7 protein-coding genes and 1 tRNA gene are annotated in these 13,404 nt (G+C 36.5%); 1 reads left to right on the top strand and 7 read right to left on the bottom strand.

Annotated features, from left to right (window positions below):
• Positions 1-3 precede the first annotated feature (3 nt).
• From R8749_RS00040 to R8749_RS00025, 4 genes are all read right to left on the bottom strand, one after another.
• A complete protein-coding gene (locus R8749_RS00040) occupies positions 4-4,347 on the bottom strand; it encodes an immunoglobulin-like domain-containing protein (RefSeq protein WP_317696742.1) in 4,344 nt (1,447 codons plus the stop codon).
• A gap of 119 nt (positions 4,348-4,466) precedes the next feature.
• Complete coding sequence (locus R8749_RS00035; protein ID WP_317696740.1) at positions 4,467-6,743, bottom strand: WxL domain-containing protein; 2,277 nt, start codon at positions 6,741-6,743, stop codon at positions 4,467-4,469.
• Positions 6,744-6,903: 160 nt separating this feature from the next.
• Complete coding sequence (locus R8749_RS00030) at positions 6,904-9,534, bottom strand: MucBP domain-containing protein (RefSeq protein ID WP_317696738.1); 2,631 nt, start codon at positions 9,532-9,534, stop codon at positions 6,904-6,906.
• 104 nt (positions 9,535-9,638) lie between these two features.
• Positions 9,639-9,851 carry a hypothetical protein gene (locus tag R8749_RS00025; protein ID WP_317696736.1) on the bottom strand — a complete coding sequence of 71 codons (213 nt, stop codon included), beginning with the start codon at positions 9,849-9,851 and terminating at the stop codon, positions 9,639-9,641.
• A gap of 54 nt (positions 9,852-9,905) precedes the next feature.
• On the opposite strand from R8749_RS00025, the gene R8749_RS00020 reads away from it, so the two are divergent.
• Positions 9,906-10,346 (top strand): hypothetical protein, encoded by a 441-nt coding sequence (locus R8749_RS00020; RefSeq protein ID WP_317696734.1) that lies wholly within the window; start codon positions 9,906-9,908, stop codon positions 10,344-10,346.
• 346 nt (positions 10,347-10,692) lie between these two features.
• Here the strand turns inward: R8749_RS00020 and R8749_RS00015 are convergent.
• The 3 genes from R8749_RS00015 to dnaA form a co-directional block, all read right to left on the bottom strand.
• A tRNA-Pro gene (locus R8749_RS00015) sits at positions 10,693-10,766 on the bottom strand.
• 11 nt (positions 10,767-10,777) lie between these two features.
• On the bottom strand, positions 10,778-11,911 hold the full coding sequence (gene dnaN / locus R8749_RS00010; RefSeq protein ID WP_317696732.1) for a DNA polymerase III subunit beta: 1,134 nt from the start codon (positions 11,909-11,911) through the stop codon (positions 10,778-10,780).
• A gap of 158 nt (positions 11,912-12,069) precedes the next feature.
• Positions 12,070-13,404 (bottom strand): chromosomal replication initiator protein DnaA, encoded by a 1,335-nt coding sequence (dnaA, locus tag R8749_RS00005; protein ID WP_317696730.1) that lies wholly within the window; start codon positions 13,402-13,404, stop codon positions 12,070-12,072.

Below are 13,404 nucleotides of genomic sequence, written 5' to 3'. Positions count from 1 at the left end.
GTTTTATTTATATGCTTTGTATCTAGCGAAATCTCCTTGAACCCACTGATCTCGGCCAACTTTGTAAAAGCCGTTCTGAAGACCAAAAGTCTTCCACTTGCTTCCATGTTTCAATTTTCTATCCATGTAGTAACTATTAGTCGTGCCGGCACTCTTCCAAATGTTAACGCCATAACCTCTCACGTAGACAATTTCAATCTCGCCTTTTAGCGGAGCCATAGTGCTGATTGGACTAAATGACACATATCTCCCGTTGATCCACTGATTCTTGCCAACGCGATAGAAAACATCCCCTTTAGCATTAACTGCTTTTTGGCTGATTCTCCACGCCGTAGTGTGAGCTAATCGTTGACCGGTAGCACTGCCGGCTGGCGCATTGAAAACCATAATTCCGTAATTTGGAACATAGTTAATGTAGCCAACGGCCTTCATATCGGTAATCGTCCAATCGGTAGCAATACTTTTCGGCAAAACGGTAATTTTTCTAATCATTGTCGTAGTTTCGCCGCTAATACTCGTGGCCTCGTAGGTTAATTGATAAATACCAGGAGTATGAGTATCCACATGCCCCGTGATCGTTACTTTTGGAGATCCATCATTATTCTTAGCGATGCCTTCAAAATTAGGCAGCTTGCTGTAGTCACCGCCGTAGTTGTTAAAAATTGCCCATGATCCGACTACTTTGTACTCATTTTCGTTAAAGCTGTCATCAACATTAATTGTCGAATCAGCGCTTCCTTGGAATGCAAAAATTGGTTTTGAAACTTCCGACACAGTTACTGGAACCGTAATACTTGCGGTATCTTTCGCATTGTCAGGATTGGTGTAGGTATAAACGACCGGATAAGTACCAGGTTTTGTGATATCTACTTTACTAACGTCAGCGGTTAGAGCGTTAAAAGGAATCCCTTTAATCAAATTTTTACCATCGGCTGCCTTAAGATCTGTTCCGCCACGATAAAAGTCGCCTGAAAAACTGTTCACTGCATTCTTGTAATCGCCACTGTTATCACTGTAGCCTAAAGGCCACTGGGTATATGAATTCTTGCTGTCAGAATTGCTGATTCCAAAACCGCCATACATGTATAGGGGAGACCTAACTCCAAGACCAGAGTCAGTCTGTTTAAAACTGCCGTCATTTTGCTGCCAGCTGCTAAGGAACGAACTAACAAGAACCTGCTGTAATTTGTTATTTGAAACTTTACCGCTAGCATCAACAAAGTCAGGATTTCCAGCAACAAGAGTTTTGCTTACTAAATTCTTGAAATTCTGAGGAACGTTAGCTGTCGTTAAAACTGCACCATCATCATATGTAGTAGTGTAGGGACGAAGACTAACATTGAAAGGATCATTTCCATTGCTAAGGTCAGTAACTGAGAACGATGGTTTTGTATCTTGTTTCGTAGGAGCCGATACTGCTTCTTTGTCGTAAACTACGACGTTAACTCTAGCAGTACCTGCATTTTCTTTAAGTCTAGGTAATGAAGCTTCAAGCCATTTTGTGTTCTTGACAGTATCAAGAGATTTACCAGTAACTTTAGAAACTTCTGAAGCCAACGCATCAACTGATACGTTCTGATTCTTAGCTGCATCATCAAGCGTTACTAACTTGTAGCCGTTTTCGACAGTGAATTCGGCTGGAGCCACGTCATTATTATAATTATTTTTTTCATTCTTAGAAGGATCACTATTCTTAGCAACCATGTCGATAATCTTACTTGGATCACTATCTACTGAACTGTCACCAGTCCTAGATACCATATCACTTGAAACAGGTCCAACGGAGAAGTCCTGCGATACAAAGAATTGACTGTTATTTTGGTGATCACTGCCAGGTTTAGCAAATTCACTTTTATCGTAGTTATAAAGATTTGAGTTGAAGAAAGCTTTCTTCGTATCACTATCTTGAACTGCATGAACGTTAACGGCATGAGCTTTGATAGGATCTATAACTGCATTTGGGTCCACCTCAATAACACCTTCAATATAGTATTTGGACTCAAAGTTTGGTGAATCAGAGTCACTTGAATTTGAACCACCCTTCGCGTTGTAAATCAAGGGTTTTGGTTCATTAGTATTACTGTCTACATTCTTATCCCAAGTTTGAACGAAGAACATTGATTGGTTTTTCGAAACTTTCTTTTTAACATAAGGAAAAAGTAATTTATCTCGATCTTTATTTACATTACCGTCACCAAAATTTATACTAGCTGTTCCATTGTTAAATTCTGAATTAAGGACACTAGTAGTACCAAAAGGATCCGGGGAATTTTTATAAATTTTAGGGTCCCACATAATGGGTTCTGACCCGTCAGTTCCAACAGTTCCATATTTGGTAAGAGCTCCGGTATCACTATCTTCAATATTTGTCGTAGCGGAAGGAATAGGTATTGTTAATTTTTTTAAATTATTATATACACCAATATAATAATAAACATCGTTATCACCAGTTTTGTCTTTACCAGTATAAATAACTTGCGCATTACCCTTATCTAACTTCAAAGTAGTAGGAGCAGAAAGATTTGGCTTGTCATTATTTGGATCAGCTAAATCAACATATTCTTGAGGTTTTATGGTATCACCATATACATTAGTATTTGATTTACTATTAGAATAATTAGAACCTTGACTACTTACAACTGTTGAGTATGGGTTGTTGAATGACTTATACATCCAAGTATTAACAGGTGCTTCATAGGTAAAGCTCTTCTTTACACCAGCATTTGGATCAGTACTTGAAAAACTACCACTATTCGCAATGCTTTGAGCAATCTTGCTTGAATCTGAATCCTTAAATTCAGGATTGTCGTTTACAAAGTGATTAGCATCATATGATTCTTTAACGTAGCCAGCGGGTTGGAATAAATGTCCCACTTTACCAACGTTACTCTTACCATCTTTAGTTTTTACAACTGCCGCATTCTGAACATCAGAAATATTGTTTGGCTTGATATAATCCTGCGGTTTAAATGCTTCAGGATCATTTATAAAAGGACTAGATTCAGAAACATTTGAGTTTGGAATTTCTGAAGCTGATTTATTGCTAAATGAAGTTTCCAGCATTGAATTAGTATCCAACATGTGTTCAGCATCATTAGCTCCACCAAACCATTTATTTGATTCAAGAAAATTATTGCTATACTCAATATATCCAGTATTACCTTTATCTGGACCCTTCATACTGTGTTTAATTAACGAACTACCATTAAAAGGAGTGAAATTTCCATTCCCCGAGTCAACTGATTTATGTTCATACCCATGAGCACCATCAGTACTTTGAATTGCCTTCATCGGAGCAGTTTCTTTAAGAGAGTTATTAGAATCTAATTTCTTTTTGGCAATCAAATCTGCAATTTGTTTAGCAGTAGTACCACGAGGGACTACAATTGTGCCATCACCATTCCCATCAACCCAGAAAGTAGATTTCTTTGAAAGTTTAAGGTTATCGATCACTGACTTTGGAGCCGTCGCTAAATTAAGCCCCGCAATATCTCGTTTGCCATTATCTTTCTCTAGAGCATAAAGACTGTTGTCAACATAATTATTCAGTTTAGAATTAGTTGGCGCCTGAGGAAGAGTCTTATTATTTAACTTAAATACTGCAGTTGCTTTTTTGCCAGTAGTTTTACTGAAGGCGACCAACGTAATGCTAGAAGTTCCTTCTCGAATAATATTTGATTCATTCTGAGAAACATTATCATATCCATTTAAATAAATCTGCGCATAGGCATCGTCTGCATTACCAAAGAAACTTGCACCTAAGACATCAGAGATATTCTTCCCAATTTTTGAAGCTTCATCTTTAGGATCAAGTTGAACTTTATCAGTAATGACATTATTTCCATCAGTATCAGCGGGATCATCTTTATCATTAGCACTCTTTACAGCATGCTGTTCAAGTTTAACTCCAAGACCGGTCTTGGTATTGTTCAAATTAATAATTTGCGCAATAAAACCAAGGGCAGTGCTATATTTATCATATGTAGACTTATAATCAGAACGGATATCATTAAGATTACCGGTCGTATCGTTAAAGAGAACTTTGCGGGCATTTGAATTAGAGTCATTAGTCGAAATTGAAAGATCAATTAATTGTTTTACTACTTCTTGAGCAGACGGATCGTTACTAAGCGCTCCTTTAGTTGGATACCAATCAACAATCCCATCAGTTGGACCCGCATTTTGTAAAAGTTGATCATATGAACTAAGACTAGGATTATCGACATCATAATCCCAATTATTATCAGCATAAACAGTTTTAGTATTAGAAACTGCAGTTAACGCACCAGTTATAGGTGTCAATAACAACAGAACTGTACTAGTAAAGCCAGCCAGTTTAAATTTCATTAAATTCTCCCTTTTCGTATAATCTCTACATTTATTGTAACCTAACAATATAAAAAACAGGTAATAAATTTGAAACGATATGTAATAAAAGGGAATATTTAACGTTTTAATGATTTATTTTAGGGAGTTTGATTAACTACTGTCCATGTCAATGTTGAGTGGTAAGAATTAGTTTTGTTACCAGAACTTTGTATTAATGAAGATGGAAAATATAATGAAGCAGAATCACTCATAGCAAAATCGAGTTTCCACGATCCAACCGCCGTGCTTGTTCCATTTTTTCCATTTAAAATGATTGTTGGATTATTCCTTGGGTCACTTGGATTATTTCGATTATATGAATAAATTATTGGATCAGTCGCTAGAATTGGAGCTGAAGACTTCTGCCAAGTTGACATACCATTTTGACCATAATCATCAATACCTTCAGCACTAGTCTTTAGTTTTAAATAAGGTATGTCTGCTTGATTTATATACGTACCACTCACATTTTTAAATGTGTCTAAACTTGCTTCAATTCTCCAATTACTAGTATCATTTTCATTTGGATTTGTCACAACTAAAGCTCGAGCTTTAGTTGACACTCCGTTATAATCCGTTACTTTCAAATATTTTTCAATTGGAACACCAACATTTGACGAAGGTGTATTATTATCATAGGAATCATCTAAATTAAGTTTATTAACATCACTTCCAGCTTTTGGAATAGAACTTTTAAAATTATAAGTGTGCTTACTAAAATCTATATTATGGATACCAAAATCAAAGTCAGGAACAGCCCGCAATGTTACTGGCTTATTTTCTTGAACATAAATGTAATAATCTTTCGTATTTTCTTCTTCTAACTCGCCAGATGAAACAACTTGCTCCGTAAGTGGCATTCCATAAGTCATGTTAGTATCAAGCCGAGGTATTGGATCAGCAGTTATTACTGAAGAATCACCATTAGAGAATAGTAGATCATCTAATTGATGAGTCCCATCATTAGCATGAACTGCATAATAAAGATTTCCATATGAATTAAGGGGTGCCGCGTACTGATTTTTAGATCCAAAGTAAACTCTAAATTCTGTTTCAACTGCTTTATTGACTATATCAGCCGGAAATTTAAACTTTTTTCCATCAGCAGAAATTGCAGTAGTATCACTTCTGCCAACAATTGCAAAACCCGATACCGGGACAATCTCATAACCGTTACTATTAATTGAAGTTGTGGTTGCAGAAATAAGTTGCGTTCTGCCAGCTAATTCTGTTCCATCACTAGGAGACCAACTGCCACTTGAAGGTAACTTCTTACCTGATACATCAATATAATGGATATTTGCCTTCACCGAAATGGAAGGATTACTTTGAGTTATTCCTTTAACGTAAACTGTATTTCCTGGTCCTTTATATATTCCAACAGTATCTCCTGGTCCACCAATTCTATTATCATTGGCATCAAATATTCTAAGATCAGTATCCGTATCATATTTAAAAGTTGGATTAAGTCTTGTTTTTAATCTTTCGGTATAACTTGTATAAACCTGAATTGTTCCATCAGGATTAACATCCATAATTTCTGTATTAAAATTACTAAACGTAGGGTAATCGAACCTTCTAATCACAGCAATCGCATTGCCATATTTAGATGGCTTTTTATACATTTTAACATTTGTTGTATTTAAAATGATATTATCATTTCCACCATAATCATTGAAATAACTAAGAACTGTTGTACTAGACACTCCGTTATCGTAATCATACGTATAGAATTTAATATTATTCGGATCCGTAAGGTCTTTTACTTTTAAAGAATTTAAATTATCTGAACCACAGTAATTATCATAAGAAGAATTACTTGTAATCTGGTACTTCCTTTTATTACGTGTAAAATTCCACACCATGTCGTTCTTATAATTTGCGGGAGTAATCTCAGTCCAGCCTGAACTAGCAAAATCAACATTATCATTAGTTGGATCCAATTTCAGATCTGGGAATTCGGGGATTTGCGGATTTTTACCTTCGAGATAAACGGCTCCACCTGTAATTGATGCAGTGTTACTATTCATAAAACTATCGACAGTGGTAGTATTACCTGCAGTGGTTCCGTGAAACCAAATGCCAATATCGCTTGTTGGATCGGTAGAGAGAGAGTCTGCAGAAACTAAAGTATATTTACGACCGTAGACATTCATTTCACCGGTAGAAGTTGCACCTAACTTTTTAAAAGCCGTAGCAAGAGTATCGGTTCCCAAAATGCCCTCGCTGGACAAATTAACGTAACCAACAGTTCTTCCTGCGTCATTTTTAAATGCTACTAATTTATCTGCCGCACTAACTGTCTCTGCTTTAACTATTAACAAAGCAAAGAAACTAAATATTAGCAGTGGAAAGATAACTAACTTTTTCTTCAAGGTTTATCTCCATCGTTAAAATGAATTAATTCTATATTTAGTGTATAACTGAAAGTTATTGTTAAATCAGCACAAATTAAAAAAATATCCTCAAACGATTAAAAACCCAGCTCTAAAACAAAAAAGACCATGTCTCCATGATCTTTAATTTTTAGATTATTTAGATAGATTGATAGATAAATGCTAAACCATTTGGATGGTCGACGATTGTAAAATCATTAGCTTTCTCAGAGTTCCACACTATTCTCACAGTATCAGTCTGGCTGAATAAGTGATATCCCGCAAAGTCAGGTGCATGGACGAGGTAGACATGTCCGACTTTAACTGGTTCAAGGTGAATTGAACTTGGAGTCACTTTTCCGATGATATTACCATTTGTATCAAGACAGTTGAGTAAAACTATATCCGATACATTTAAGACTTCTGGTACTAAATCATCATCGACTTGATAATGGAAAGTGATGAACTGTGGATCAGTAGTAAAAGTATAATTACTGTTATTGGTTAACACGTCGCTTAGAACATAGTAGGGATTGAGTCTTAATGATACCAGCTGACTCTGTTCTACCGTCGTGCCAATCTGACCAGTAATAATTCGATCTTCAGCAATTTGACGACCCAATTGATCGACATGATGAGCAGTGATCGTACTTGTTGCAATAGTGTAAACATAAGTAACTGTTTGTTCTTGATTACTATACATTACAGGATCATCAACTTGCGCAACTTTATCATTAACCATCACGCGATTAAGATCAAATCCAGTAATTGAAGGGGCATTTGGAATCACAAAAGTATCACCATAATAATGAGTTCCTTGAACTACTTTATCAGTTACGTTTGGAATTGGATTATCATCAGTTGTAACAAACTTCATAGTAATACTAGCAGCTTCTGTTGCTTGGAAAACAGCCGAATATTCATGATCGTTATTGTCAAATGTAATTCGAGCCGCTGGAATTACAGTCCCATTTTCGGTTTCTTCTTTGATGATTGGATTATTTTCATAAACTCCATCATTAACTCGATTAATAACTGTCTGCGGTAAATTAGCATCGAAGTCATAAATCTCACCATAGCGGCCGCCGCGAACAACAGTTTGATGAGCAATTTCACGTCCGTCTTGATCTACATAGTTGAAAATAATTGCACCGTCAGCGATAACGCGCTTAAAGACATAATCAATTATTTGTTCATCCGGCGAAACCGTAAAGTGATCACCAACACTAACAGGATCACCATTAAGTAAGGTCTGATCTAATTCATAGCCAGTTGGAACCAAGGGGAGAGGAATTGCAATTTTGTCACCATTTTCAACATTGTTTTCCATCACCCGTTCACCGATGCCAATTGCTTGATTTTTCAGATTCCGATATCTTAAAGTAATCCGTCCTGGCAACAACTCACGGAAAATCGCAGTAAAATTCTGATCACGATCACTAAAGTAGATGAGTGAAGAATCAGTTGGATCATTATCAGCTAAGATACTTTGTAAAACGTAACGCCGACTATCAAGATCTTTAACTAACTGGTCTGGTAAATCATTAAGTAAAGGATAAAATTGACCAATTCGACCGCCTTGAACAACTTTTTGTTCAGCAATCTTTTCTCCCTGTTGATTTACATAACTTATTTTGATATTTCCCTCTGCAAGCTTCGCTTCGTAGTGGAAAATAACATTTATTTCTTGGCTGGTGATGTGTCCTTTTTCATTTTCTGCTTTCACAAAATCATAGTCACGAATTTTCTTCTGATAACTTGATACATCATAAGCCGAAGTCTGGCTCGTGAGCTGAATTGAAAGGGCAGGGGCAATTTCTTTTTGATCTTGATCTAAATATTTAATTACCACGTGAGTTGTGGTTTTAGCAGACTGAGAAACAGTTTCTTCAGGCGCTTCTTCTACTGCTGGTTCTGGCTCTTTAACTTCTGGTTCAATATTTACTACTGGAGCAGATTCAAAGGCAGGTTCACTAACTTCTTCTTTACTGACAACTGGTTCTTCAACCACGGGTTCTGATTGAACTGGATAAGTTTGGACAGGTTCAGGCTGGATCTGAGGTTGAACTTCTGGCTCTGGAGCTGATTCTTTTTCAGGTACTGGATTAGGATCAACAGCTACTGGTTCAGAATTATCAATTTCTGATGGGGTAGCTTGAGGAGCTGCTTCTTCGTGACCAGCTTTTTGATTTTCTGTTTGAGCAATAATTCTCTGAACTTCCGGCGAGAAAATTCCACTTGCTTCTGCTGGTGGAACTTCCTGTGATTGAGGTGCAGGAACTTCTTCTTGTCCCGCACTAATAAAATATGTGTAGAATTGGGGATTACGGTTAAAGAAATCCAAATAATCTGAGTACACTAACTGATTCGAGCGACCTTCTCTTAGTGACTGCAGTAAAGATTGTGCTGTCTCTTGATCGCCTGCATTCATGTTCTGCAATAAATTATCGACATTAACTTGGGATTGTTGAGGTTGTTGATCTGACTGAGCATTTAAAGGCACTACATTATCTGTTTTTTTCTGCGGTTCGGGAATCTGAACACCACTTTCTGCAAGTATTTGTCTTCCCTTATCAGTTACCTGAACCCCAGAATAATCGATCATTGCAACTTGATCGGATACAGTACGAAAATCAACACCGGTGATTAAATTTTGTTTTTGAGCCCACTGAGTAAGCTGAAACATCTCATCATTACGCTGTTGGATTTTATATCCGGTTAATTCGCCTGAAAGTATCTCGGACAGAAATTTTTTAACTTCTTCTAATCTATTATTCTGACCTGAACTCATTTTAACTCCTCGTCTTATTTATCTAATATAATCTAACAATATATTAAACAATTTTTTCCCAGATAAATTTCAATTCAGTTTAGATTTTCATTAATAGATAGAAACTAACCTTCTTTTGGGGCATTTTCGTCAAACCACTGCTTCGCCTGATTCATTAAAATTGATCGAAAATCAGGATTAAGTTTGCTTGCATCAATTAAGCGGTTAATTTCATTAGCTAAACGATATGATGTATCAACATCTAAACCAATATTTTTGGCAGCCATTACGGAATAACTTGCCATTTCCAAACGATCGAAACTGATTTCTTTTGCCATTTTCTAGCCTTCCTTGTATCATTATTTATATTATCATTAATTCAGGTGAATCTTATGTCAAAAATTATGAACAAAATTTCTTATCTTCTTCTTTTCGCGGTCATTGTCTTATCAGATCTCTTCTTTTATTTTAGCTTTAAAAACTTGATGGATCCAATTTTGACGATTATTTTAGTAATTCCCTTAACTTATTTTGCACTTTGGGTCGTTTATTACTTCTCAATGTATCTTTTAAGACTGATTAAACGAAAACCGGTTGATAAAAAAACTGAGCTTTTAAATTTAATTCTTATTATTACCTTGATCGAATTTGCCCTCATGTTTTCAGAGTTTGCTATCAACTGGAATTATCAGTTATTAACAATCGTTTCAGATTTAGTTACGGCTTTAAGTTATTTCTTCTTCGCTAGTAACATTGAACAAACCTCTCAAAAGACCGCTGCAATCTATGCTTTATCAATTACCGTGCTTCAAACTTTATTAATGATCGTTTAAAAAAATAGACAAAGACTTAAAATCTTTGCCTTTTTTTGATGAATTCTCCAATAAGGGATACCCGTGAATTACTTTCGGCTATTTCCTTAGGAGTGTAAATTTCGTTTCTAACTTCTTTCCAACTCCTGCCGATAGCAGAATTTCTGTCCTTTTTACTCATTATTTAATCCTTTATATAACAATTATCTCTATTTTTAAAAAACGTTTCTTAGTTAATATTTCAATCTTGATTCTATTAAAAATTCTATCACTAACATCAATTTTTTTATAATTTGCGTGAAAAAAGTTATCCACAAATAAACATTCTTACTTAAACAAAAAAGCCACCAATAAGGTGACTTCATAATCGGGATGGCAGGATTTGAACCTGTGACCCCCACGTCCCGAACGTGGTGCTCTACCAAACTGAGCCACATCCCGAAGATAAAACATCAATCATAAGTGATGATCGGTGTCACTAACTGCATGAAACTATCTTCAAAGTTTTCATTTTCCAAGGTTAACGCCCCGCGGTTAGTGGTGAAGCGGAACGTCGTTTCACCTTCACCATAAGCTCTTAGAGCGTCAAGCATAAAGTTTGCATTGAAATGGACCGAAAGATTGTCTCCTGTGAGTTCGCTAAAAGGCAGCTCTTCTTTATAAGAGTCTTCTTTGTCAGAAACCCCGCTTAAGACGATCTTTTTATTATCTTCGTCAATAGAAAAGGTTATCATATTTGATGAATTTCCGCTACTGATGATCGCTGCTCTTTCCACCGCCTGAAACCATTCATGCGTATCAGCTTTAACAACTGTGTTGAATTCTTTTGGAAAAACAGCATCAGTGTCAGGATATTTCTCATTGATCAGTCTTGAGTAGAAGCTGTAATCTGCAAAAGAGAAGAGTGCCAAACTATCATTAACTGACATCTTAACTTCAGTTTCATCTTCTAACAGATTCAGTAAAACATTTAGGTTAGAACCTGGAATAATTACTGAAAAACTGCTGTTAACTTCAGGCGCGTCAATAACTCTTTGACTTAAACGATGTGAATCAGTTGCAATAAAGTAGATTTTACCTCTTTCAAAACGCAGATTAACCCCGGTCATTACAACTTGAATCTCCAATTTTGAAATTGCAAAAAGAACATCACGCAATACATCACTGAAAACTTCGGCTGACATTGAGAAATCATTCTCGAAGCCGCCCTTTTGCACAATCGGATAATCATTTTCAAAACTAAGCTGAACTTTAAATTCAGTATCTTCGTCAAAGATATGCACAGTTTTTTGATCGATTAATTCAAAAGTAACATTTTCATTTGACATTCTTCTGATAATATCGGTAACGATTTTAGCATCAACAACCGATGTTCCCACAGATTCAATCTGAAGATCATCGTTATTTTCAGCTAAAATTTCAGTTTCAATTCTTAAAGATTGATTAGAACCTGTTAAGCGAATTCGATCGTCCAATACTTCAATATAGAGTCCTCTTAAGATGTATTGAGGGGACTTTGAAGCAATTCCTTTGTTCGCACGATTGATATGTTTAAGTAGTAAATTCCTTTTTATTTTGAATTTCATTGGTTCCTCTTTTTATAAATAAGGTTTATTGATTTTGTTAGAAGTAATAGTAGGGCCTGTGAATTCGGTGAAAAAATCACTTCGTTTTTGATTTATCAACATTCTGCTTGTGGATAAGTGGGGGATAACTTGTGGAAAACTTCGGACTTATCCACAGGTTAATCCTTAATTTTGTTCTTTAACTGATTTACTTCATCACGCAATCGCTGCGATCCTTCCATTTCTTCTTGGATTCGATTAATTGCATGCATGACCGTTGTATGATCTTTTCCCCCGAACTCTTGACCAATTCTTGGGAGAGAATCAGTGGTTAGTTCGCGGCAGAGATACATCGCAATTTGCCTAGGTACGACAATTGTCTTACTGCGTTTTTTGCCTTTCAGATCAGCTGGGGTAATTTCGTAAAAGTCAGCAACTTTTCGCTGGATTTTGCTGGCGGTGATGTCCGTTCGCTGATTAATCTTCAGTCCATCAAGAGCCTGCATCGCAAGTTCAGTCGTGATGTCCTGGCGTTTAATTGCGCTGTACGCCTGAACTCTGACTAAAGTTCCTTCAAGTTCACGCACGTTAGAGCTTACCTGCTTAGCGATGTAGGCAATGGTTTCATCAGAAATTTCTAAACCTTCAGCTTTTGCTTTACTTTGGAGGATCGCAATTCTCGTTTCAAGATCCGGCGGTGCAACGTCGACTGATAATCCCCATTTGAAGCGGGAAACTAAACGATCAGAGAGCTTCGCAATTTCATTTGGCAGGCGGTCAGACGTTAGAACGATCTGCTTTTGATCGTTGTAAAGAGTATTGAAGGTGTGGAAAAACTCTTCTTGGGTCCCTTCTTTTTCTGCAAGGAACTGAATATCATCGACCAACAGGACATCTACGTTGCGGTAGGCTTGCCTGAATTCTTCCTGGCGGTTGCTTCGAATGGAATTAATAAAGTCGTTCGTGAAGTTCTCGCTGGTAACGTATTTGACAACTTTCTCAGAATCATTATCTAAAACATAATGACCGATTGCTTCCATCAAATGAGTTTTCCCCAATCCACCGCCTCCATAGATTAATAGTGGATTGTAAGTTGCACCAGGATTTTCTGCGACAACTAAAGCTGCCGCATGAGCCATCTCATTTCCCTTACCAGTAACGAAAGAATCAAAAGTGTACTTGCCATTTAAATGACTATCAGGCCGTGGAATGCTTTTTTTAACTTCTTTAACTTCTTCTTCGATAATCGTTGGATCACTGGCATACTCATCAGTAGTCTTAACAATGATATGAATTGGTTTCTTCAGCATCTCACTTGCCATAGTCGTAACTTCATTTATCAAGTTATTCTCCCAATAACCTTTATGAAGCTGAGAAGGAACCTCTAAATAAAGCTGATTTCCTTTATATTCAACCGGGTGAGTGGTCCCAATCCAAGTATCGAAACTTGCTTTGGTCATCGAATCGTTAAATTCGTTACTCACAGCCGACCAAAAATCAGTGATTTCAGACAT

The sequence above is a fragment of the Xylocopilactobacillus apis genome, assembly GCF_033095965.1.
Taxonomy (GTDB): Bacteria; Bacillota; Bacilli; order Lactobacillales; family Lactobacillaceae; genus Xylocopilactobacillus; species Xylocopilactobacillus apis.
The sequence above is the reverse complement of the archived record's forward strand: the minus strand, read 5'-3'. Positions and strand labels throughout refer to the sequence as shown.

What these genes read in the sequence shown, in the direction of transcription:
- R8749_RS00040 (WP_317696742.1), bottom strand. Translation starts at nt 4,347, where the DNA reads ATGAAATTTAAACTGGCTGGCTTTACTAGTACAGTTCTGTTGTTATTG.
- R8749_RS00030 (WP_317696738.1), bottom strand. Translation starts at nt 9,534, where the DNA reads ATGAGTTCAGGTCAGAATAATAGATTAGAAGAAGTTAAAAAATTTCTG.
- R8749_RS00025 (WP_317696736.1), bottom strand. Translation starts at nt 9,851, where the DNA reads ATGGCAAAAGAAATCAGTTTCGATCGTTTGGAAATGGCAAGTTATTCC.
- R8749_RS00020 (WP_317696734.1), top strand. Translation starts at nt 9,906, where the DNA reads ATGTCAAAAATTATGAACAAAATTTCTTATCTTCTTCTTTTCGCGGTC.
- dnaN (WP_317696732.1), bottom strand. Translation starts at nt 11,911, where the DNA reads ATGAAATTCAAAATAAAAAGGAATTTACTACTTAAACATATCAATCGT.
- dnaA (WP_317696730.1), bottom strand. Translation starts at nt 13,404, where the DNA reads ATGTCTGAAATCACTGATTTTTGGTCGGCTGTGAGTAACGAATTTAAC.